Annotated in this window: 19 protein-coding genes; 9 read left to right on the forward strand and 10 right to left on the reverse strand. The window is 51.3% G+C overall.

Annotated features, from left to right (window positions below; all coding sequences use genetic code 11):
* Nucleotides 1-5 precede the first annotated feature (5 nt).
* The 5 genes from Pan161_RS28575 to Pan161_RS28595 all read right to left on the reverse strand — a co-directional run bounded on the left by Pan161_RS28575 (nucleotide 6) and on the right by Pan161_RS28595 (nucleotide 8024).
* Nucleotides 6-2345, reverse strand: coding sequence for an efflux RND transporter permease subunit (locus Pan161_RS28575; protein WP_145232123.1), 2340 nt, complete (start codon nucleotides 2343-2345; stop codon nucleotides 6-8).
* 180 nt (nucleotides 2346-2525) lie between these two features.
* A complete protein-coding gene (locus Pan161_RS28580; RefSeq protein WP_232103542.1) occupies nucleotides 2526-3485 on the reverse strand; it encodes an ABC transporter permease in 960 nt (319 codons plus the stop codon).
* Nucleotides 3482-4987: a sugar ABC transporter ATP-binding protein gene (locus tag Pan161_RS28585; RefSeq protein WP_145232124.1), complete on the reverse strand. Its 1506-nt coding sequence runs from the start codon at nucleotides 4985-4987 to the stop codon at nucleotides 3482-3484. Before Pan161_RS28585 ends, Pan161_RS28580 begins: the two co-directional genes overlap by 4 nt.
* Nucleotides 4988-4990: 3 nt before the next feature.
* Nucleotides 4991-5956, reverse strand: a complete 966-nt coding sequence (locus tag Pan161_RS28590) for a sugar ABC transporter substrate-binding protein (RefSeq protein ID WP_145232125.1) — start codon at nucleotides 5954-5956, stop codon at nucleotides 4991-4993.
* A gap of 148 nt (nucleotides 5957-6104) precedes the next feature.
* Nucleotides 6105-8024 (reverse strand): polysaccharide biosynthesis protein, encoded by a 1920-nt coding sequence (locus Pan161_RS28595; RefSeq protein ID WP_145232126.1) that lies wholly within the window; start codon nucleotides 8022-8024, stop codon nucleotides 6105-6107.
* Between the two features lie 477 nt (nucleotides 8025-8501).
* Between Pan161_RS28595 and Pan161_RS28600 the strand changes: the two genes are divergently transcribed.
* From Pan161_RS28600 to Pan161_RS28635, 8 genes are all read left to right on the forward strand, one after another.
* Nucleotides 8502-9107: an anthranilate synthase component II gene (locus Pan161_RS28600; protein ID WP_145232127.1), complete on the forward strand. Its 606-nt coding sequence runs from the start codon at nucleotides 8502-8504 to the stop codon at nucleotides 9105-9107.
* A 13-nt stretch (nucleotides 9108-9120) separates the two neighbouring features.
* Complete coding sequence (locus Pan161_RS28605; protein ID WP_145232128.1) at nucleotides 9121-10335, forward strand: molybdopterin molybdotransferase MoeA; 1215 nt, start codon at nucleotides 9121-9123, stop codon at nucleotides 10333-10335.
* Nucleotides 10336-10569: 234 nt separating this feature from the next.
* Nucleotides 10570-12462 carry an apolipoprotein N-acyltransferase gene (lnt, locus tag Pan161_RS28610; protein WP_145232129.1) on the forward strand — a complete coding sequence of 631 codons (1893 nt, stop codon included), beginning with the start codon at nucleotides 10570-10572 and terminating at the stop codon, nucleotides 12460-12462.
* 302 nt (nucleotides 12463-12764) lie between these two features.
* Nucleotides 12765-14249 (forward strand): DUF4339 domain-containing protein, encoded by a 1485-nt coding sequence (locus Pan161_RS28615; RefSeq protein WP_197995575.1) that lies wholly within the window; start codon nucleotides 12765-12767, stop codon nucleotides 14247-14249.
* 99 nt (nucleotides 14250-14348) lie between these two features.
* Nucleotides 14349-14753 (forward strand): hypothetical protein, encoded by a 405-nt coding sequence (locus Pan161_RS28620; RefSeq protein WP_145232131.1) that lies wholly within the window; start codon nucleotides 14349-14351, stop codon nucleotides 14751-14753.
* 88 nt (nucleotides 14754-14841) lie between these two features.
* Nucleotides 14842-15249 carry a hypothetical protein gene (locus tag Pan161_RS28625; RefSeq protein ID WP_145232132.1) on the forward strand — a complete coding sequence of 136 codons (408 nt, stop codon included), beginning with the start codon at nucleotides 14842-14844 and terminating at the stop codon, nucleotides 15247-15249.
* A 249-nt stretch (nucleotides 15250-15498) separates the two neighbouring features.
* Nucleotides 15499-16578: a DUF1559 domain-containing protein gene (locus tag Pan161_RS28630; protein ID WP_145232133.1), complete on the forward strand. Its 1080-nt coding sequence runs from the start codon at nucleotides 15499-15501 to the stop codon at nucleotides 16576-16578.
* Between the two features lie 117 nt (nucleotides 16579-16695).
* Nucleotides 16696-17013, forward strand: coding sequence for a hypothetical protein (locus Pan161_RS28635; protein WP_145232134.1), 318 nt, complete (start codon nucleotides 16696-16698; stop codon nucleotides 17011-17013).
* A 15-nt stretch (nucleotides 17014-17028) separates the two neighbouring features.
* On the opposite strand, the gene Pan161_RS28640 is transcribed toward Pan161_RS28635, so the two are convergent.
* Entirely contained in the window at nucleotides 17029-17484 is a 456-nt protein-coding gene (locus Pan161_RS28640) for a hypothetical protein (protein ID WP_145232135.1), read from the reverse strand.
* 43 nt (nucleotides 17485-17527) lie between these two features.
* Nucleotides 17528-18715 carry a ribonuclease D gene (locus tag Pan161_RS28645; RefSeq protein ID WP_145232136.1) on the reverse strand — a complete coding sequence of 396 codons (1188 nt, stop codon included), beginning with the start codon at nucleotides 18713-18715 and terminating at the stop codon, nucleotides 17528-17530.
* A 346-nt stretch (nucleotides 18716-19061) separates the two neighbouring features.
* Between Pan161_RS28645 and Pan161_RS28650 the strand changes: the two genes are divergently transcribed.
* Nucleotides 19062-19778 (forward strand): OmpA/MotB family protein, encoded by a 717-nt coding sequence (locus tag Pan161_RS28650; protein WP_145232137.1) that lies wholly within the window; start codon nucleotides 19062-19064, stop codon nucleotides 19776-19778.
* A 49-nt stretch (nucleotides 19779-19827) separates the two neighbouring features.
* On the opposite strand, the gene Pan161_RS28655 is transcribed toward Pan161_RS28650, so the two are convergent.
* The 3 genes from Pan161_RS28655 to eno all read right to left on the reverse strand — a co-directional run bounded on the left by Pan161_RS28655 (nucleotide 19828) and on the right by eno (nucleotide 22584).
* Nucleotides 19828-20160, reverse strand: coding sequence for a hypothetical protein (locus tag Pan161_RS28655; RefSeq protein WP_145232138.1), 333 nt, complete (start codon nucleotides 20158-20160; stop codon nucleotides 19828-19830).
* Between the two features lie 323 nt (nucleotides 20161-20483).
* Nucleotides 20484-21074 (reverse strand): FtsB/FtsL family cell division protein, encoded by a 591-nt coding sequence (locus tag Pan161_RS28660; RefSeq protein WP_145232139.1) that lies wholly within the window; start codon nucleotides 21072-21074, stop codon nucleotides 20484-20486.
* A 235-nt stretch (nucleotides 21075-21309) separates the two neighbouring features.
* Nucleotides 21310-22584, reverse strand: coding sequence for a phosphopyruvate hydratase (gene eno, locus Pan161_RS28665; RefSeq protein ID WP_145232140.1), 1275 nt, complete (start codon nucleotides 22582-22584; stop codon nucleotides 21310-21312).
* Nucleotides 22585-22663: the final 79 nt, after the last annotated feature.

Here is a 22663-nt window from a genome sequence, read left to right on the forward strand (position 1 = left end):
CGAGTTCACTCTGTGGAATAAGTGGTTGCTCTGATTTCCATGCCTTTGGGAAATCGTTCTCTGGCAAACTGCAGATGTTTTACGAATGGCTGAACCAGCATTGCCGGCAGGAAGAGTAAATCTCCAATCAGGGCAGTTGTCAGCAGAGCCAGCATCATCCAGGCAAAGCGTTGTGTCGGAATGAAATCACTGAAGGCAAAGACCAGTAGACCCAGTCCACAGATAAAGGTGGTGTGAATCATCGCACGACCGCAGTGTTTCATAGCAGATCGAACCGCCTGTTCGCTGCTCTGGTTCAATCCCTTTTCACGACGAAACCATGAGAGAAAATGCAAGGTGTCGTCGATGGCAATTCCCAGCGCAACACTGGCCGTCATGACGGCACCGATATCGAGGGGAATATCCAGCCAGCCCATAATCCCGAACACAACCACAATCGGAAAAATGTTAGGCAGCATGCTGAGCAGGCCGGTCACTATACTGCGCTGGACGATGATAATCATCAGCGCTACCAGTATAAATGCAGTCAGAAAGCTCCAGGTGAGATCCTGCAAAATCAACTGTTGTACGGTATGAATCAGCGGCATGATTCCGGTGTAGTACGCAGTCAGATGCACGCCTTGAGCTTCATATTCCTGCAAGGCAGGCTGCAAGGTTGACTTGAGAGTAGCCAGGGCGGCACCGTAATCCACTTTTCCCAATGCAGGGACGCGGGCACTGATCCGCCATGATTCTCTGCCGCCGTTATCAGACAGATAGACAGAGCTGATCACCGCATCGCGATTCTCCTGTAATTTTTTATTCGTCACCACTTTTCGGAAGATCGATTCGAAGCCTTTATGCTCAACCGGATTGGGTCCAAATGTCGCTGCCGACATGGTACCGGTATAGCCGTCGATATTATCGATGGTCTGTTCAATTTCGTCGATGATTCGCAAACGCTGCAGAAACGTTTTTTTGCAGTCTTTATCGAATTCGATAATCACCTCGACCGGAATCAGCGGTCCCATGCGATCTTCGTTAAACTGATAATCGCTGAGCACCTGACTTCCGGGTGGAAACAGAGAGGGTACATCGACGGAGGAACGGATTGAGAGCAATCCATACGCCGAGACTGCCATCAGCAGAACCAGAGAGAGGAAGACAGGGGCGGAATATTGTTCTAACAAGCGAGGAATGTTTTCCAGCCATGCCGAGATGCGTGTGAAATAGCGGGGAGTGTGGCTGGTTTGTCCTTCGCGGTTCATTTTTAAGATCTGTTGAGGCGGCCAGAGTTGCATGGCTCCGGGCAGCAACAGCAACAGCACACCCAGGGTAATCAGTAAGCCGACGGAGGCGATCAGACCAAACAGCGCGATCGGACTGATCTGGCTGACCATCAGTGAACCCAGACCCACTGCGGTCGTTACTGCTGCCAGCAGGCAGGGATACCAGCCTTTGGCAAATCCATTGCGAACGGCGGCTTCTGCTTCTGCTTTAGATTTTGCGTTGGTGGAGAATAATTCGTCGTAGTAGTAATTCACCAAATGCACACCGGCAGAAATCGTAAGCACAAAAACCAGTGAAGGTGTAATGATCAGCACGGCATCCAGCGAATACCCCATGTAATAGACCATCGCCAGTACCAGTCCCTGACCGAAGAGTCCGGCCAGTAGAATCGTACCAGTCAGCATCCAGGAGCGAATGCAGAACCAGCACAATACTGTTGCCAGTACGGCTGACAGGGCGCCAAACAGGTTGACACTATGGATGCTTGCCTGATCGATGGCGACCCCGTCCACGGGAGGTCCGGTAATATGAAATTCTTCACGGGGGAGCTGGCAGACTTCTTCCGCCACATCCAGAACATGATTAATGGACTGCGTCCGTAATTCATTACCCCGATAAGTTAAAATAATGACGGCACAGCTGTCTTCGAGATTTTTCCCGACCAGTACACCCTGCAGCCGCTCCAGAGCTTCTTCACGCGGCAGTTTGAGGGGAGGCGCTGTCAGAGAATTAAGAGTGCCAGCGCCACTGACAATGCGGTCGAACAGCGTTTCGTGCGTTTCGCCAAAATCGGTGGCGCGCGCTGCGTTGATCTGCTTTTCAAATTCGATTAATCGCGGATCATCGACGGTGCAACCCGGCCAGCTGATGAGAATCAGATCGTTACTCTCAAAATCTTTGGAGAACTGATCGTAATTCTGTCTGGATTGCATGAAGTCAGGTGCCCACTTCTCCGGGGCAATCGACATGCTTTCCACGCTTTTGTGGGCACCATAAATCAGAAATGGTGTGATCAGAACGAGTAAGACAACCGTGATGAGGTAACGGCGAATATAATGCGGTTTTGAAACTGTCATGGCGACGATCTTTGTGTAAGGGGCAAAACACAATCACAGGTACTACAGGGCGATCCCAGCCCATCCGTACACGGCAAGTCTAGCTCACGACTTGGCACTCGTCATAAAAAATGACAACCTTTTTGCAGACTTCTTCGCCTACTTAATCACTACAATCCACACAAAGAAATGATTCTCTAATCAAACCGCCTGTCGATTGCGTCGCACATCGATATAGACGGCAATGAGAATCACTGCCCCTTTTACTATGTATTGCAGTGAGTAATGAATGCCAGCCTGATTAAGACCTTTATCAAGTATACCGATGATAATAGCACCGATCAAGGTTCCAAATATAGTGCCCCGCCCACCGGTAAAGCTGGTGCCCCCCACAACGACTGCCGCGATCGCAGTCAACTCAAACATTTCGCCTGAAGCGGGTTCTGCAGAGTACAGTTGGGAAGTGTGAATCAGGCCCGCAACTCCTGCCAGTACAGAGCAAATCAGGTAGACCATCACTTCCACACGGACGACCGGTATACCTGTATAGAGGGCGGCTTCACGATTGCCGCCCAGCGCATAAATATGCTGGCCGAAGCGGGTACGATGCAGAAGCAGAGCCATCAGCACAAACAGTGTTAGCATGATGACCACGGGGAAAGGCACTACGCCAAAAAGTCGCCCATTGCCGATCTCCAGCAAGATAGTTTGCTGATCTCCAATCGAGATGGGCAGGCCACTGTTAAAACGGAGCGCACAACCGCGGGCAATCAGCATGGAAGCCAGGGTGATAATAAATGGTGGCATTGCCGTTTTCGCAGCAGCGATGCCATGAAAGATTCCAAAGAGCGCAGCCACTCCCAGTCCGGCCAATATTGAAATCAGTAGATAGAATCCATTTTGCGTATCTCCGGAAATGGCCGAGAGACAGTACACGGTTGTGGTTCCGACCAGAGCCACCATCGCACCGACGGACAGATCGATCCCGCCGATCAGAATAACCAGCGTCATGCCCAGCGCGAGAATCGTATTGACGGAAATCTGTTGTGTCAGATCCAGCATATTTTCCGGCGCTAAAAATGTAGGAACCCAGATGCGAAACAGCAGCAGCAAAATAATAATCGCCGCCAGCAGGGGCACCATTTGTCTGACTACCTTCACGCTTCCCCTCCTGTCAGCTTCTGCATCATCTGTGTTGCGGTGATTTTCTCAGCCGGATAAACGCCCGTCAGTCGCCCCGCCTGAAACGTACCGACCTGATGTGAAATATTCAGGACCTCATCCAGGTCCGATGAAATCAGAATCAACGCCATGCCCTGCCTGACCAGTTCGCCAATCAGGCGATACAGGTCTTCGCGAGCGCCGACGTCGATGCCCCGCGTGGGCTCATCGAGGATTAAGATCTTCGGCGGCTCTTCCATCCAGCGACCGACGAGTACTTTCTGTTGATTGCCACCCGAGAGATCACGGACAGGCTGTTCGGGATCGGACAGACGCACGCCAAAGCCTTTTACAGTGCGGTCCACGATTTCATTTCGGCTCTGTTCATCAAAGCGCAAACCGTGGATCCATTTCTTCAGCCAGGGCAGTGTGATATTAAACGCGACAGACTGCTCAGTGATCAGTCCCTGGTGTTTCCGGTCTTCGGGAACCAGAACCAGCCCCTGCCTTAAAGCATCGCGGGGACTGTTGATCTGCACTGCTTTTCCATCGATGAAAATGGTTCCTTCAAGAATCCGATCCACGCCGAACAGGGCGCGGGCCAGTTCAGTCCGGCCGGCTCCCACCAGGCCGGAGAGCCCCAGCACCTCGCCATAGCGTAATTCGAACGAAACATCGTGCACACAGGCTGAGCTGAGACCGGTAACTTTCAATGCGAATTCACCCGGTTCATATGGCGGGCGCGGGAAATGCTCTTTGATGTCGCGTCCCACCATCCATTCAATCAGGGTCGCCGGTGCGATCTCTCCGGTTTTCGCAGTCCCCACAGTCTTGCCATCCCGCAAGACTGTGATCCGATCGGAGAGTCGCGTGATCTCTTCCATGCGATGCGAAATATAGATGATGCCGACCCCCTGTGCTTTTAACTGGCGCAGGGTGGTAAAAAGAGCTTCGACTTCCGTTTCGGACAGAGAGGACGTCGGCTCGTCCAGAATTAAAACCCGCGCCTCCTGTGAAAGCGCCCGGGCGATTTCCACCAGTTGCTGATGTGCCGTACTGAGTTGAGATACGACTGCTGTGACATCCCTGATTTCCGTGAGTCCCAGTCTCGACAGCAAAGCTCCCGCCTGTCGATTCATTTCCCGCCGCTGCAGTAATCCATACCGGACCGGTTCCCGACCAAGAAATATATTTTCTGCCACAGTGAGATTAGGGGCCAACGAGAGTTCCTGGTGAATCAGGCGAATTTTGAGTTGATCGGCGTCTGAAACATGGCGGAGTTCCACCCGTTTCTCGCCGCACCAGATTTCGCCGGCATCGGGCTGGTAGATGCCCCCCAGAATTTTGATCAGCGTACTTTTGCCGGCTCCGTTTTCTCCCAGCAGGGTATGAATCTCTCCGGGTTCTACGGCAAAGCTGACATCGTCCAGAGCCGTTACGCTTCCAAAGCGTCTGGTAATTCCCTGAAGTCGAAGAAGTGGGGCGGCACGGACGACAGACATGATTTAATGAGACTCCAGATACTGCTCCGCATTTTCTGCTGTGATCAGTTCCACGCGCACCTTTACTTCTTTGTCTACCGATTCACCTTTGAGGTGTGCCAGCATTTTTTCTGCTGCGATCTTACCAATCTCCTGCGGAAACTGTGCAGACGTCGAATGCAGTTTCCCTGCCTGGATGGCCTTGATCCCGGCCTGAGATCCATCGACGGTCACGATGGTCACCCGATCCAGTTTATTGGCTGAGTCGAGCGCAGAAATCACGCCGAGCGCATTGGGATCATTGATGGCAAACACGGCATCCAGATCGGGGTAGCGGCCGATCAGATCGCGCATCACAGGGCGTGCGCCTTCCGTCGTTCCCTGGGCTTCCTGGACATCCAGAATTTTCATCTCTGGATGTTGTTCCAGTTCCGTTTTAAACCCTTCGACCCGATCAATGCAGGCTTTGTTGACCGACAGATGCAATACGACCAGTCTGGCTTTGGGGTTCACTTTTGCCAGTGCCTGGGCCGCCAGTTCGCCGGCGCGAACATTATCGGAAGCCACCGTGCAGACAATCAGCTCTTCATCCGCTTTTTTCACCGGCGCATCGACAATGATGATAGGTACTTTTTTTCGACTGGCTTCGAGCAAGGATCCTTTGAGGCCTTCCCAGTTGACCGGATTCACAAAAATGCCGGCTGCTCCCTGGAGAATCAGATCCGAAAGATCGTTCTTCTGTTTGAGGGAATTGAACTGCGCATCCAGGATGACCAGGCGATCGCCGTTGGCTTCAAGTTCATTTTTCAGGCCTTTGCCCAGATCAACAAAAAACGGATTGTTCATGGTCTGAAAAGAGGCGCCGAACAGCCTGCCTGTGGTTGCCGCCGATTCCGCCTGGGATGAATCGGAATCGGAGCCATCGTTGCAACCAGTAATGCAAATCGTCAGCAGAATAAGCGGGATCAGAAACCGTAGCGCGCTGTTCATAACCAACCTTCGTTTCCGTGGAAGCCTGAAATTTCCCCATAAAACGATCACTTCTCATCATCTTATAACTAACAAATTCCCTCGGCGATGAAAAGCGCAGGCAGCAAAACAGGTCATACGCTGCATTCGAACAAGACGCGGCAGGTAATTACGCAGCGCGTTTGAACGTATCCGAAGCAGGTTTGTTGGAAGAAGGATGAAATTCCGGCAGGATGCGTTGTATCTCAGCGAGGATCAGCGGTGTAGGCTGTTCTGTAAGGCGGGAGAGTCTCTCATAGGCGTCATGAATAAAATTTTCGCTGAAGCTGACTTTTTCGGCGACCATAATTTTGGGATGGCATGTGGGCAGATGTTTTTCGCCGTCGACATGCAGTTCTTCGTAAAGCTTTTCACCTGGTCGGAGCCCGGTGAATTCGATCTCAATATCTTCGCCCAGTTTGAGCCCGGAGAGGTGGACCAGGTCGGCTGCCAGGTCGGTAATACGGACCGGTTCACCCATATCGAGGACAAAGATTTCACCGCCACGCCCCATGGCGCCTGCCTGAATCACCAGTTGAGAGGCTTCCGGGATGGTCATGAAGAACCGCTGCATACGTTCGTCGGTGACCGTAATCGGGCCTCCATTCTGAATCTGCTGCGTGAAGATCGGCACCACACTGCCGGCAGAGCCCAGCACGTTTCCAAAGCGGACCGTAACGAAGTGACATTTTGAACGGGCGGCCAGCGATTGCACATAAAGTTCGGCAATCCGTTTGTTCGCGCCCATGACATTGGTAGGATTCACGGCTTTGTCAGAAGAGATCATCACAAAAGAGCCGACTGCGAATTCCTCTGCCAGGTCTGCCAGATGCTTGGTTGCCAGGGCAATATTTTTGACGGCTTCGCCTGGATTGCTTTCCATGAGCGGAACATGTTTGTAAGCGGCAGCATGGAACAGAATATCGGGCTTAAATTCCTGCATGACGGCCCGAATTCGTTTGGCATCATTGATATCGGCGATCACCACATCAAAACGGCCGGCATATCCCAGTTTGTTTAATTCGCGTTCCAGATAAAACTGACTGTTCTCGGAACGGTCGACGAGGATCAGTCTTCGAGGTGAAAACTGCAGGAGTTGACGACAGATTTCTGAGCCGATACTGCCTGCGCTGCCTGTGACCATCAACACGCGATCATCCATCCAGTTACGGATGTTAGGCATATCGAGTTCCACCGCTTCTCTGCCCAGCAGGTCTTCGATACAGACGGGCCGCGGCTTCATTTCGACTTTGCCCGAGAGCAGTTGCTGATAGCTGGGGAGAACCTGTACGCGAATCTCAGCAGAGTTTCCTGCCTCGACCAGTTGTCGAATCGTTTTGCCCGGAAATTCATCCGCCGGCAACAGGATATCGGAAACTTCATATCTTTCTGCAAGGTCACACATTTCCTGGAGTGACCCGAGGACAGGAATATTATTGATCCGTGTACCGATGCGACTGGCGTGATCATCCAGAAAACCCACGACCCGCAAGCAGGAATTTTTATTACGCTCAATGATGCGAAGCAGCGCAGCACCGGATTCGTTGGCCCCGATGATAAAGGTTGGCTTGCAGTTTTCCTGCTGTCTCAGAATACGACCACTATCCTGCACCATGCGAATGGCGGCACAGAATCCACAAACGACAAGGATGGTGGAACCCCAGTCGATCAGAAATACGGAACGGGGCAACATAAACTGAGGAAAGGCAAGATAGTCAACCATTACCAGCGCCGCGGAACTGATACTCGCCGCCCTGGCCAGATTGAAGACATCCCGCGTCGTGATATAACGACTGCGGATTTTATACACGCCCGTGCCCCAGAAGGTGATTGTTTTCAATCCAACCGCCCAGAAGACCGTGGAACGAAACATGCGAAATCCATGATCGCCCAGAACGCCATCGGTATTCAGTGAGCCTTCAAAACGCAGCCAGAAAGCCACGTAGTAAATCGCACAAAAGATCGGCAAAAACACCACCATCCAAAAGAGCTGGCGACGCGTGACGGAATGATTCCGCAGCCATTTCGATTTCGGTATGGAGTTCAACATAAATCCTCAGAGGAGCCCTTTCTGACAGCAAATGAGTACGGCCAGAAACTATAAAACTAGTAACCGGGTCATAAATGAATTGACCACTTAAGGCACGGGGTCATAACAATTTTTGCCATTTTTCGTCAACATCAAAATTCTTAAGAACAAAGCAGTTCAAAACTTGTCTTCTTTTTCAGAAGAGGAACCGGAACTGCGGGCTGAAATGAAACCTCTGCCTCAAGTCGCTTTTCCTCAAACAGTTGATTATGATAGGCCCCAGTCAAGCCGTTTACCTGCCTCAACCTGGACCGTAGCCATTTTTTTCTGAAGCGGCTCCAGAGACTTTTGGACCGAGTAGCATAGTACGAGAGACGCTATGGTAAAATGTGATGTGTTCTCGTGTCTGTCTCCTCTCTCAGACTGAAAATCAGTTCCCTGAACGGATCGGGATACGACGGCCGTGAAACTGTAAATACTTTACTGATAAGGTGTAACGTGATATTCGTCCTCGATAACTACGATTCATTTACCTATAATCTGGTACAACGGTTCGGTGAAATCGATCCCCGCCTGAAGATGGAGGTCGCCCGGAACGATCAGACCACGATCGCAGAAATTGAAGCGGCTGCGCCGGAAAAAATCATCATTTCCCCTGGTCCCTGTACACCGGGTGAAGCCGGGCTTTCCAAGGAAATCATCGGGTATTTCGCCGGTAAGATACCGATCCTGGGTGTTTGCCTGGGTCATCAGTGTATTGCGGAAGTCTTCGGAGCCCAGGTCGTTCGCGCACAACGCCTGATGCATGGAAAAGTCTCACTGGTCCATCATAACGGGACGGGCGTTTTTCAGAATCTTCCCTCTCCGTTCCAGGCGACACGCTACCACAGCCTGATTGTTCCGGAAGAATCCTGTCCGGAAGAACTGGAGATCTGTGCCTGGGTTGAAGAAGAGGGTCATCCCAAAGAAGTCATGGGGTTGAAGCATCGAGATTTTTCGGTACACGGCGTCCAGTTTCACCCCGAAAGTTTCCTGACAATGGAAGGCCTGACGTTACTGAAAAACTTCCTGCAGCTTCCGGCAGAACAACTCAGCAATACTTAAGGAGCACACGCGCATGCTATCAGCTCAAGATGCATTTCAACTGATTCTGGAGACCGTGAAACCGGCACCTTCCGAGCAGCGTTCGCTTTTCGACGCCTGGCATTGTGTCCTGGCAGAGGGCACGGTCAGCGATCTGAATATCCCCCCGTTTGACAAAGCACTGATGGACGGGTTTGCTGTAAATAGTGCCGATTTTCAGAACGGAAAAACCACGCTGCAGATCCAGGAAACCATTTTTGCCGGTTCGGTTCCCACGATTTCGTTGCAGGCAGGTCAGACATCACAGATCATGACAGGCGCTCCTCTGCCTGAGGGAGCGGATGCCGTCGTGCAGATTGAGCATTGCCAGATTGATGAAGCAGCCCGCTCTGTTAAGATCGATACAGGCCCGGTTTCGCCGGGTAAGAACATGCTTCCCCAATCGTCAGTGCTCAAAGAGGGTTCACCTGTGCTCGCGGCCGGCACTGTGCTGCGTCCACAGGAGATAGGCGCTCTTGCAGAAACCGGCAGCCCCTCCGTCAGGGTAAGACGTGCGCCCACGGTAGCGATACTGGCGACGGGAGATGAACTTGTCGCGCCGGAGGAAAGCCCGCAGCCGGGACAGATCCGCAACTCCAATGAGGTCATGTTGCACGCGCAGATTCTGCAGGCTGATGCGATACCACAACCGCTGGGCATTGCCCGTGATGAACGGAACCAGTTGCGGTCCAAAATTCAGGAAGGCTTGAAAAGTGATTTTCTGCTGCTGTCAGGAGGGGTTTCCGCGGGAGAACGGGACCTGGTTCCCTCCGAACTGGAGCAGGCAGGAGTGAAACAGGTATTTCATAAAGTCAATTTGAAACCGGGAAAACCCCTCTGGTTTGGGGTCCTGGAACGGGCTGACGGGGACCCCTGCTACATTTTTGGATTACCTGGAAACCCTGTCAGCAGCATGGTTTGCTTCGAATTATTTGTAAAAACGGCAATCCGCCAGTTCATGGGCTTTCCTGCCCCACGACCTCGTGCCTTGCAGGCGCGGCTCAGTGATGACTTCCATTCCAGCGGGAATCGGCCCACGTATCAGCCGGCCCAACTGGAATGGGAAGCTGGTGAAGCAGTTGTTTCTCCTTTGAAGACAATGGGTTCTGCCGATCTGCATTCCACCGTTCAAGCCAATTCGGTGGCTTTGTTCTCAACAGGGAATCAACATTATCAGGCAGGATTGAACATTGACGTTTTTTTGTGGTAGCTGCGACAGTTTCCTCCCTGATTGATCTACTCTTAAATCGCTAATTTCATTAAAAATCACGCCAATCAGACCAAAAAGGTGGCGATCCCTGCCATTGCCCCCATTCAGGATTAAGAAAACAACGTATTACAAAATAAAAAAACCGGACCGGTTTCGAGGAAACAGGATGTATCCCTGGCTGAAAGGATTGTTGAATCCACTTTTGGCTGTGACCGAATTCCAAGGATGGAAATCATGAGCTTAACGACATCGACATTCGATAAATCTTCCTCTGATGAATCTGTGCTGGAACCCCATCCTGTGTCTGAGCAATTCCCCTCACCACCGAAAGAGCCTGCCAACCAGCCTCTGGGTAAGGACGTTCAAAACATCATTAACACGGCACGGACTTCTCCGGCGGCGGCGCGGGGCGCATTTTTTGTTTCGCTGCTGACAGCCGTTCTGATGTGGGCCAGTTTTACACCGGTGGATTTTGGTCCGCTGGGCTGGGTCTGTCTGATCCCGCTGTTACTGCTGGTGCGCATTCCCCGCAAAACACGACTGATGTATACGGCCATTTATACGGGCGGTCTGCTGTTTACCGTTACAGCGTTTCAGTGGATGCGACTGGGTGACCCGACGATGTATGTCGCCTGGATCGCGCTGGCGATTTATGTGGCCTGCTACTTCCCCTTGTTTGTTTTACTGTCACGCATCGCCGTGCATAAATTTCAGATTCCCCTGCCTGTGGCAGCGCCGGTTGTCTGGGTGGGTCTGGAATACATCCGGGCCTATCTGCTGACCGGGTTCTCCTGGTACTACATCGGCCATACTCAGTATCGCTGGATCGAACTGATTCAGATCAGTGACCTCACCGGCGCTTATGGTGTCAGTTTTATCGTCGTGATGATGGCAGCCTGTTTTGCCAGCCTGTTACCCAACTCTCTGTTGATTCGATTGAAACTGTTTCCGATGAAGCTGACGGAAGAAGATCAGAAACTGGAAGAGATCGGCGGGAAACAGATCCTCCAGACAGCCGTTTGCCTGAGTCTGTTCTTTGCGGTGCTCGGTTATGGTTATGTCCGTCGCTCGCAGGCAGAATTTCAGGATGGCCCGCGCACTGCTTTGATTCAGGCGAATTTTCCCTCCTCGGTCAAACATAATCCGAATGAATGGCAAGCGATCTTCCTGAAACACCTGGAGCTGATGGGAGCAGCCGTACGTGATCAACCAGACCTGATTGTCTGGCCGGAAACGATGTTCCGCTGGCCTTTACTGGAAAGCAATGGCAAAACGGTTGAAGAACTGGATAAGGTAGCACCGCAAATTCCGCTTGAGAAATGGAAAGATCCGTCTGTTCGCAAGGTCCTGACAAATATGAGTCAGGAAGCCAACGCGGCGCTGGTGATTGGAGCGGATGTCATTGCCGCCGGTGATTCGAAGGTAGAGCAATACAATTCTGCTGTTTTTGTACGCCCTGATTATGGCGTGCACGGTCGTTATGATAAAATTCACCGTGTGCCTTTCGGGGAATACATGCCTCTGAAAGATGCACTGCCTTTTCTGCAGGTTTTCTCGCCTTATGGTGCCTCGTTTGGAATTGAACCGGGCAAACATGCTGCCAACTTTCAATATAAAGACTGGAACTTCGCACCGCTGATCTGTTTTGAAGATACCGTGCCGCACCTGGTTCGCTCCATGCTCAAACCAGCGGCAACTCCGAATACAGCAAGCAAACCCGTAGACTGCCTGGTCAATCTGACCAACGATGGCTGGTTTCATGGTTCGAGTGAACTGGATCAGCATCTGATTACTTCGGCATTCCGTTGTGTTGAAAACCGGACCCCCATGGTCCGAGCCGTTAACACAGGGGTCTCCGCGATCATCGATGGTGACGGTATGATCGTCGAGCCGGATTTATTCCTGGACTGGGATAACCAGAGACGGAGCACACTGGTGAATCCGAAAACAGGACGCTGGAACAAGTCATTGAATGCGGTGATCGTCGATTCGGTTCCACTGGATAACCGCAGCAGTCTTTACACCAGGTGCGGCGACTGGTTCGCGGGTGCCTGTTGTTTCTGTGTCCTGTTTCTGTTCTTCATGACCGTGCTCACCTGGAAACGAACCTCTGCTGAAGTGTCGTGATCAGCCAGGCGTTGTGTTCATCCCAGCCGGCAGTATGTGATCGTCCGTCTCCTGTGACTTCGACATTTGTCTCGAATTTGCACTCTGATGCAGGTGAACCCGGCTGCTGCCTGGCCTGAATGAACCGATCTGCATGGTTCTGCTTTGTTTTTGCGTGTTTTTAAAAAAATAGCGTGGAAATCAATAGATATGCGCCCTACCCTGGCGACTAAAATAAGAGGCAGGGCGCGCTGGTGAGTGTGTCTCTATCCGAATTTTAAAACACCCTCTCAATTCAAGCGGACGAAGATAGTTAAATCAAAATGGCACGGGACAGCTGGTACTTTAAGCGTACAACCGAAACCGAAGGTCCAATTTCATTTGAAGAATTATTTGCCATGGCACAACAGGGCGAATTGACTCCTCAAATGGAAATCCGCAGTGGTGAAACCGGTAACTGGTTTCCTGCTGAGGATATGGGGGGCCTGTTCGATTCCTCATCCAGTGGCGAACTGCCTTCGCTGGATGATTTTTCCATCGTGGACTCCACGTTTGGAGTCGAAGCAGAATCAGAGATGCCGAACCTGGATGGTTTTTCGATTGTCGAAGAAGAAGACAAGCTCTCGAGCGAACTGGAATCTCAGCTGCCCCGATATGCCACGCTGGAAGCAGTGCGGAGTAAGCATCAGAAGATTCAATGGTATTGTCGCGTACTGAATCATGAACTGGGACCGATGTCGGCCGACGACCTGATGCAGATGTTGTTCGATGGTGAGCTGGCCCCGAATGATGATGTCAAATCTTCTGCAGAACCGGAGTGGGTGCCCGCGCGAACGGTGGTATTCCTGAGTTCATCGGGCAGTGACCTGGATGTCATCGATTCAGAAGAGGATTCAATCGAAGAGCTTGTCCCGGCATCAGGTGAGGCCGTTTCAGAGCAACTGGCGGCAACCGAAGAAGTCGTTGAACCAGAGAAACCGGCAGAGCCTCCCCCGCCACCAATTCTGAAAGTCCGTTCCAAACAAAAGTGGTACTGCAAGCTGGGAGGGATGGGTTACGGACCGATTGAAGCGCACAAGATCAAGATGTGGGCCGAGCAGGACCGCGTCGAACCGACCGACCTGCTGAAGCTGGGCCGCAGAGGGGAATGGTTTGAAGCCTGGCAGATCGAAGCCTTACAGCTGAAGAAACCGGTCCCGAAAAAAACCGAAGCGGAAGTCGCTTCAGACAGTACGCCTGCAGAGACAGAATCGACGTCGACTCCCGCTAATGCTGTCGCTCCCGGAGCTGCAGCGTCTCTATCAATGCCACCAGGTTCCGCAGCTCCGATGGCAGCAATTCCTCCAGCGGCACGACCTAAACCAAAAATTCAAGTGCAGCGATCGAATCCCCTGGAGGCATTGGGGCCTTTGATGGATCCCAAAATATTGGGTGGTGTGGGCGGTGTCATTGCCATTGTCGCGATTTTCTTTTTTGTTCCTCTGGGCGATTTATTTGCTCCCAGCGGGAAGGACGAGTTTGCCAGGTTCCAGACTTTCTATCAGGAATATCAGGCGTTGCAGACAAAGCAGGCGGGCCCCGCCGAATACACCAGCCTGAAAAACAAAACCAATACCGAACTGGGGCCGATCATTAAAGATCTGGAAAGCACTGCCAGTTCAGACTACCCTGCCTTGCAGCAACTGCTCTGGGCGGGTCGGGATTATCTCCCCAAGATGCTGGAGAATCCGGGACCCGAATCTGCTCGAGATCAGGAAAAATTTGAAAAGTGCCTGAAGGAAGCGGAACGACTGATTAATCAGAAGTAAGAACAAAGGATACTGAGCATTTCCAGCATCTTATTCGTTCCCGCTCTGTCAGTTGGATTTGATTGAAAGAAGAGATGACAAAAAGAATTGAAAATCAACATGAACCCCAGTAGCACTCACATTCAAAAACGGTTTCCATTCTTAGCATCACTTTGCCTGCTGATATTGGTGGTACTCAATTGCGGCATAATTATTGACGATCAAAATCCGGAGTATGTCAAAATTAATGCGGTCTATAAGGAATTTCTGAAGCTGCAAAAGCAGAAAGCCAGCGAACAGGAGTGGGAAGAATTTAAATCCAAAGTGCGTCAAAAGCTGAGTCCTGTCATTAAAAAACTGGAAAAAACTGCAGATTCTAAACACCTTGCGTTACAAAACATGCTATGGGCTACCAGAGACTACTTACCGCTTATGCTGGACGATGCCCGTCTCAAGAAAAGTATCAACCAATTCAAATTTGAAACTTGTATGGCGGAGGCTAAAAGGTTGTTAAATCAGAAGTGATCGCAAAAGCCTTTTCTGCTTGAGACTGCGCGGACGAATTGATTTATTAAATCATATCCTTTTGACACTTTCCCCGGTTAAGAAAAAAATGGATACTGACTCTCCCCTCCCTGCCCGTAAAAAACGATTTCCTTTCATGATCGTACTGGCAGTGCTGGCGATGGTTGTCGGTTATACACTACTGGTGATCGAGGGACGCAATCTGGAATACAAAAAGATCAAAGCCGTTCATCTGGAATTTCTGGAACTCCAGAAACAGAATGCCAGTAATGCCGAATGGCAGGCATTTAAACAAAGTGTCCACAACAGAATCGATCCCGTCATCAAAGAACTGGAGCAGGCTGCGACATCTGGCCACCCTGATCTTAAATTGCTGTTCTGGGCAAGCGTAGACCACATGTACCCAATGCTGGATAACGCGCGTGTCAGTAAAAGCAGAGATCAGGAACTGTTTGAAAAGCGTCTGAGTCAAGCGGAAGCATACGTTTTTAAATAACCCTAATTATTATATTTCTCCTTTTCTTGAGAATTGCTAGAATCTTATCCTCAGTCGAATCAGTAATTTCCGAAATTGACTGCTGTTCTCGAGTCTTAGTGGATGCTAAGATGAACTGTTGAGCGACAGTGGAACTGATACCTTCCTGAATCCCCCCTGAAATTATATTTAACTTTCCTACCGGGTATAAGCCGCTCACAAAGCCCGCCTCAATCCTGCAAAAAATTCCTGCAAACTGGAGAGCCTGTCATGAATGCTCAGCGTACGTTTCGTCACCATCGTGGTTTCACCCTGATTGAACTACTGGTTGTGATCGCCATTATCGCAATTTTAATCGCCTTGTTACTGCCTGCGGTTCAACAGGCCCGTGAAGCAGCCCGCCGCAGTGCGTGCAAAAACAACCTGAAGCAACTCGGGCTGGCGATGCACAACTATTTCGAATCCCACTCTGTCTTTCCACGTGCGAACTTCGAAAAACAGCATGACTCCACCTATGGATATGGAAACTATTCGTACTTCTCATTCTCAGCCCAGACCATGCTGCTGCCGTTCATGGACCAGGCTAACCTTTACAACCAGTTCAACTTTTCATTAGCACCGAATCAGGCCCCCAATGATACAGTCAAGCGCGCCGTCATTCCGGCTTTTCTGTGCCCTTCTGATACACGTGGTATCCAGAATGGTGGCGGATATGGATCTGGTCCGGGAAACAGCTACGCTGTCTGTGCCGGTCCCTCGGTTTTCTGGTTTGGTTTTGGTCCCTCAACCAACACCACCCCACAAAACATGCAGCATCAGGTCGGGATGTTCAACTATCGTAAAGCGATCCGCATCCGTGATCTGACAGACGGCAGTTCCAACGTCATTGCAGCCGGCGAGCAGCTGATGGGCGATGGTAATAACGATGCCTCTCTGATCGGAGAGGGCGATACGATCCGTGCTGGTACAAGAGGAAGTACTGCCAGTTCTTTCCCTAACTACAACGATGTCAAAAACTGGGGCGCCTCCTGCCTGGCGAAAAAGAATTCGCTTCCGGCATCTCCTGCCCCCCGTGGTGATACTGGTTCAAACTGGGTTTACGGCAATGGTGGACTGACCGTGTTCAATACGCTGCTTAACCCGAACTCCAAGTATCCCAACTGTGTCACCTGTTCCGGCTGTGGTACGAATGATGCCCCGGGCCTGTTTCCTGCCCGCAGTCGTCATGTGGGTGGTGTGCATGTTTTGATGGGCGACGGTGCCACCCGGTTTATCAGTGCCAACATTGATAATGCCACCTGGCAGAACCTGGGCGGCATTCAGGACGGAAATGTTCTGGGAGAATTCTAAACATTCCCGTCTTTTCCTACTCAAGAGTTTGATTCAATAGCAGCATGGGAGTTTTGACTCTCATGCTGTTTTTCCGCACAAGGCTGATCCCTTACCTGATATTTGAAAGCAAGATACATGAAATCACTTTTCGCGCTCCTGGCGGGTCTGGCGCTGATGTTACCTGTGATGACAGGCTGTTCCGGCGAGGCAGAACCAGAGGTTCCGACTTCCGCAGCCATCATTGGCTCCATGAAATCGAATCTGCAAGTCGTCGTTGATACCGGCGAGGGGGGTAGCGGACTGGATGTGCTGCGTTCCGACTTTGAAGAGCTGCAGAAACAGGCGCCTGAAAAAGCTGCTGCTGTCGAAAAGGATTATGAATCACTGATGAAAGCCGCCAAGCCAGAAGATCGGAAAACGCTGGCTGCCAAAATTATTGCCGGATTAGAGTAACCAATCCGCGTCGCGTCAGCCCTCCCGCGGGGATGCTGCTGGTTTGTTCTTCCACCAGATCAGCAATCGTGGGGATTGTTGATCGCTGTTGAGGATCCCTTCGACCTGGATAAACCGGTCATCTTTGATGCGATAAACAAAAGACTGCGGTGCTGGCGATTTCCTGCCTTTATTCGGGCCTTCCACAACTTCCAGATCGTAATAGATAAAGAGCCGGGCATCGCTCATGCGCTGCAGGCGGTATTTTGCCTGGTGTTGATGGACGCGTCGTCCCAGTCTGTCATAGACGGTGACTTTTGAAAGCTGGCGGGTGAGCTCCTGCTCGACACGCAGCGGGGAGCCTTTTGCATCCTGATCATTGCGGACCCAGATACCGGCGATGGCCGCATAGTCTTCCTCCGGTGCCGGTTCTGCCGCCGTACTCACCGCTGTCCACAGCAAAATAACTGCCAACCCTGCAACAGACTTCATCAGAAACCTCCCTGTCTTGCGCTGAGAGCCTGGTGACTGGCTTTCAGCTGAGTCGTTCGAAATGCAGAGGATGATCGGATTCCGGATCAGCCACCCGCATTGAGATTTTACCATCGAGAACATCGGTCAACAAATCGCCACAGACCTCTGCACGCCAGCCTGCCATCAGCCGCGGACGTTCTTCAGAGATTTCTTTGTAAACGTGGTAGCGCACCAGGTGTCTCAAGTCGGCTGAAGTTCCCACAAGGGTCTGTGAAACATTCATTTCGGCACAGCGATTTGCCAGCGCGATTCCCAGCAGTTTGCCGATGACTTGTTCATCCTGGTTCTGTTGTGTATTGGGGTTTTCCATGAGTTGAGGCAGCTGATCGTTGGGTGTCTGTTGTGCTTTCGCAATCCGCTGCACTACTTCCGGCGCCAGTTTGAACATATTCTTGCGGTTCAGATCCCGTGTCGCTGTCAGATCCTGAGGCGTCGTTGGTTTGCGGCGTGCGAGTTCAATTAACAGGTCATCGCGGAGAATCCTGCGTGCCGGCTGATTCTTTTCCTGAGCCACTTCATCACGCCAGTCAAACAGTTCCCGCACAATCGCCAGTTCACGCGGTTTCAATTTGTGTAAACCCGAGACGCGTCGCCAGTTTTCCCGATGGAATTCGGAATCCACTTCGTCGATCATCCGTTGAAACTCGGCTTCGGCCCAGTCGAGCCGTCCCAGTTCGATTAATTCTTTTTCCTGTATTTTCCAGATCTTGAGTACGAACTTGACGTCATCCAGTGCATATTTGATCTGCTGTTGAGTGAGCGGACGCCGTCGCCAGTCGGTTCGAGTCTCTTTACTGCCCGCTTTTTCATTCAGCACACGCGCCACCAGTGCAGTGTACGCGATCGGAAAGCTCCGTGAACGCAGGCCTTCCGCGACCTGGAGATCAATCAGCTTTTGAGGCTTCTTCCCGGAAAAGTGCCGACAGAAACGAACTTCTTCACGACCGCCATGCACGACAACGGTTGTGGTATCATTCGTCATGATATCCCACCAGGGGGATAAATCATCCATTTCATAAGGGTCGACGGCGACAGCCTGACCGTTGACGGCAAACTGTAATAGTGACAGTTCCGGCCGATAGGTGAACTCCGAAACAAATTCGGTATCGAATGCAACGATGCCCGCGTCCAGGATTTGATCACATAACGCGATAAACTCGGACTGCTGCACGATGAGGGGGCTCGACATCCTTTGACCACTTCCTATTCTTTGACCCGAAGCTCAGAACTTCGTCTGACATGATTGCGCTGACTTGCTCGTTCCTGCTTAAACCCTAATGTTGTAGATATTTATTGTATTCGTCAATGAACTCAGGCACTTTTTGTGCGTGTGTCAATTATTGTCAGAAACCCGTCATTGGCGTTCACCCGGGTTAAAAAACCTGTTGAAGTCAGCTGGTTTGGAAAAAACCGGGTAAGTTTCGTCGGCTTCTCTGTCGATTCTGTTAACAGGAGGCCCTGCCGCTCAACTCCGAGCGGCAGAATCTGCCGATTGTTAGCCTACTTTAGAAAAACCGCTCCAGGAGCAGATTGTCATGGAAGACGATGCCCCACCAGGAGTCCCGGAGTGGGTGGTGACCTACGGCGATATGATGTCACTGCTGCTTACCTTCTTCATCATGCTGGTTTCGTTGAGCGAAATCGTGAATGATGAAAAATACCGGGCGATCCTGGAATCCATTCAGACATACACGGGGTATCGGACCGGTCCGATCTCGCCGCCGGGAAAATATTTCCCGATGAATTCGCTGGTCGAACAGATGAGCATGCTGGGTGCCTACACAGACAGCCCCGAACGTGGTCGCGGGGGGATCAAAACCCGCTCCCTGGAAGGTGATGATGTGCGCGTCTACCGGACTCGCGAAGGGGTGCCCGTACCAGTGGGGAGAACCCTGTATTACAACCAGATCGATATCGATCTGGATCCCAAACGCCGGGAAAAACTGGATCAGATGATTCCGGAACTGGCCGGGAAACCAAACAAAATCGAACTCCGCTCGCACACATCTGTCAAACCACTGCCAGCCGACGCACCCATTCACGACAAGCTGGTTCTGACTTATCAGCGGGGACGGAATGTGATGCTGTATCTGATTCAGAAAGGGATCGAGCCGAAACGGATTCGTATCACAGCCGCGGCTGACTATGAGCCCCCTTTGCAGACCGGTGATGAAAAGTCGGAGCAGATGGATCGCCTGGATGTGTTACTTCTGGATGCCTTCGTGAACGACTATGTCGGCCCCAGAAAGTAACAGATCATAACAGGCTTGGTTTGCTGAGTTTTATTCTACTACTCTGCCATTACTCTGCCATCAGATCTTCGACCAGATGTTCACGACGCCGGGCAGCCACATCCTGCATTTTGAGGATATGCGGTGCGGAAACTTCGACGTGGGCTTCATCCAGGCGTCTGTTGACAGCGGGAGCCAGTGGTACAAACATCGATGAAACACGGACGTTCATACTGTTCTCTTCTGATTCAGACATTTCCTGATCCTTTATTTTCATTTCTTCTAATACGACAGGGTTCCAAGTTTCTTTCCGCTGGTCCGCTGAGACATAGTGGGTTCGTGCCCAGCTTCTCAATCTCAACTCTTTAGCCAGAGAGATCGTACTATCCAACTCCTTGCTCATACCGCGATATCCTCTTTGATGAATCTTCTTAGGCACGTCTCATTTCACAGGCGCGTCTCGTTTCGAACAGCCTCGATCCCGAGGAACCTGAACACAGGCTTCAATGTGACTATTAGTCAGATCGTCTGGAAGCTTACATCAGCCAAAATAATTTTGTTTTCGTCCACAGGCATTGAGTGAGATTCTCTGCTGCAGGCAGCTATTGCAGACACAACCCGAAGAACAAGGTTGTTGGGAAGAATAGTCAGGATCACAATTAAGAGACCATGCGACAAAACCGGACAAAACACTACAGCCAGTCTCGACGCTTACAACCAGCACAATCAGCACTCTTCTTCCGGGTTTTCATCGCTGATCCGATATCGTGAATGCAGTACCGAAAACAGATTTCGTGTCGTTCTGGTCACGGTCTCCAACTGTGGCGTCTGGGATTCGTGCAGAAACGTGAACGCTAACACGATGATCACCGCCGCTGTCAACAGGATGGAAGACCGCACTTTCTGATTTTCACTCAGCACTCCCAGCATGGGAATATACCACGCGCGACTCGTGACAGATGCTTTCTGGTTTGGATTCCACTGGGGAACATCCAAAGCATGATCCGGCTCAACGGCAATGCGCTCTTCTCCCGGACTGGTGGCATCAAAGTCGACTCGGGCGACTTCAGAACGGAATTCCGGATCGTTCTCCAGCGAATGGGCAATCTCTTTCAGGTATTCCACCTGATTTTCCAGCGAAACCAGCTGCACCTGGTTGGTCAGATACTCATTACGCAAATTCAGATAGGACAGATAACGGGGCGCCAGAACCACCGCCGCAAACAGGCTGGCTGCGATGAATAGCAGGATCCAGAATGTGAGTGAGATCATCCAGCCGATACTGGATTCGTCATTCTGATTCTGATTGACTGACACAATAAACACGCCCGATTTGAACAGGGGAAAACAGCAGATAAAAAACAACGGCATTCTCTTTAATCAAAATCGACCACGACAGGCAGGCTTCTTCATCCACTGTGAAACTGTAAGGGTTATCCGCTTTGCTTCAAACCTGACGATTGACGAACAGGGCTTGAGTAAACGGGCGTAAAAAAACTCCCCTCTGAACTGAATCAGAGAGGAGTCTTACATGATCTGAACCTGGCAGCGATCAGGAAATTGTGCCACCAAAGGTTGCTTCTGTTCCGAGAATTTCTTCAATTCTCAGCAACTGATTGTACTTGCAGATCCGGTCTGTCCGGCTGGCAGAACCGGTCTTGATCTGACCGGTGCAGAGTGCAACTGCGAGGTCGGCGATGGTCGTATCTTCTGTTTCGCCGGAACGATGGCTCATGACGGCGGTGTAACCATTGCGGCCGGCCAGTTGAACGGCTTCGATGGTTTCAGAGAGCGTACCAATCTGGTTGACTTTCACGAGGATGCTGTTGGCAATGCCTTCATCAATCCCACGCTGCAGACGTTTGGGGTTGGTGACAAACAGGTCGTCACCCACCAGCTGCACTTTATCACCGACGCGGTCGGTCAGCAGTTTCCAGCCATCCCAGTCATCTTCTGCCAGACCGTCTTCGATTGAGCAGATGGGGTACTTGTCGACCCATGAGGCCAGGAAGTCGACCATGCCGGCGGAATCAAACTCGCGGCCTTCCACGGTGTAGACGCCGGTCTCTGAGTTGTAGAATTCGGTCGAAGCAGCATCCAGCGCGATCTTAACCTGATCGCCGGCTTTGTAACCTGCTTTTTCAATCGCTGTCAGAATGACATCGATGGCGTCTTCACTGTTGGGCAGATCGGGAGCAAATCCCCCTTCGTCACCGACGGCAGTGCTCAAACCTTTGGAAGAAAGTACTTTCTTCAGCGAATGGAAAATTTCCGTTCCGCAACGCAGAGAATCACTGAAGTTGTCGAAGCCCAGAGGCATGACCATGAATTCCTGCAGGTCGATGCCGTTGCTGGCGTGCTCACCACCGTTGATGATGTTCATCATCGGAGCGGGCAGACGGTTGGCACCCACGCCCCCCAGGTAACGGAACAGAGGCAGATCAGAAGCGTGAGCTGCTGCATGGGCAGCTGCCAGCGAGCAGGCCAGGATCGCATTGGCACCCAGGCGCGATTTGTTTTCGGTTCCATCCAGATCCAGCATGACCCGGTCAATCAGTAATTGATCACAGACATCCAGGTCGACGAGTACATCCGCGATTTCTGTGTTTACGTTATGGACAGCCTGCTGTACCCCTTTGCCCAGAAAGCGATCTTTTTTATCTGTATCACGCAGTTCACAGGCTTCATGCATGCCTGTGCTGGCACCACTGGGTACAGCGGCGCGTCCGACAGTTCCGTCTTCCAGTTCGATATCCACTTCCACAGTGGGGTTCCCGCGGCTGTCTAGAATTTCACGGGCATGAACGGAACTAATGGCAATACTCATCGTTAGTGTTTCCTCAAATACTTGTATGAAATGAACTCGAGCAGTTGATTGTGCAATACATCAACATTGTTCGATACAA

Origin of the sequence: Gimesia algae, from assembly GCF_007746795.1 — a bacterium.
GTDB classification, from domain to species: Bacteria; Planctomycetota; Planctomycetia; order Planctomycetales; family Planctomycetaceae; genus Gimesia; species Gimesia algae.

Coding starts and splice junctions, on each gene's coding strand:
- eno (WP_145232140.1), bottom strand. CDS start 22,584: ATGAGTATTGCCATTAGTTCCGTTCATGCCCGTGAAATTCTAGACAGC.
- Pan161_RS28590 (WP_145232125.1), bottom strand. CDS start 5,956: ATGAACAGCGCGCTACGGTTTCTGATCCCGCTTATTCTGCTGACGATT.
- Pan161_RS28620 (WP_145232131.1), top strand. CDS start 14,349: ATGAACCCCAGTAGCACTCACATTCAAAAACGGTTTCCATTCTTAGCA.
- Pan161_RS28630 (WP_145232133.1), top strand. CDS start 15,499: ATGAATGCTCAGCGTACGTTTCGTCACCATCGTGGTTTCACCCTGATT.
- Pan161_RS28595 (WP_145232126.1), bottom strand. CDS start 8,024: ATGTTGAACTCCATACCGAAATCGAAATGGCTGCGGAATCATTCCGTC.
- lnt (WP_145232129.1), top strand. CDS start 10,570: ATGAGCTTAACGACATCGACATTCGATAAATCTTCCTCTGATGAATCT.
- Pan161_RS28575 (WP_145232123.1), bottom strand. CDS start 2,345: ATGACAGTTTCAAAACCGCATTATATTCGCCGTTACCTCATCACGGTT.
- Pan161_RS28615 (WP_197995575.1), top strand. CDS start 12,765: ATGGCACGGGACAGCTGGTACTTTAAGCGTACAACCGAAACCGAAGGT.
- Pan161_RS28645 (WP_145232136.1), bottom strand. CDS start 18,715: ATGTCGAGCCCCCTCATCGTGCAGCAGTCCGAGTTTATCGCGTTATGT.
- Pan161_RS28640 (WP_145232135.1), bottom strand. CDS start 17,484: ATGAAGTCTGTTGCAGGGTTGGCAGTTATTTTGCTGTGGACAGCGGTG.
- Pan161_RS28625 (WP_145232132.1), top strand. CDS start 14,842: ATGGATACTGACTCTCCCCTCCCTGCCCGTAAAAAACGATTTCCTTTC.
- Pan161_RS28655 (WP_145232138.1), bottom strand. CDS start 20,160: ATGAGCAAGGAGTTGGATAGTACGATCTCTCTGGCTAAAGAGTTGAGA.
- Pan161_RS28585 (WP_145232124.1), bottom strand. CDS start 4,987: ATGTCTGTCGTCCGTGCCGCCCCACTTCTTCGACTTCAGGGAATTACC.
- Pan161_RS28650 (WP_145232137.1), top strand. CDS start 19,062: ATGGAAGACGATGCCCCACCAGGAGTCCCGGAGTGGGTGGTGACCTAC.
- Pan161_RS28635 (WP_145232134.1), top strand. CDS start 16,696: ATGAAATCACTTTTCGCGCTCCTGGCGGGTCTGGCGCTGATGTTACCT.
- Pan161_RS28605 (WP_145232128.1), top strand. CDS start 9,121: ATGCTATCAGCTCAAGATGCATTTCAACTGATTCTGGAGACCGTGAAA.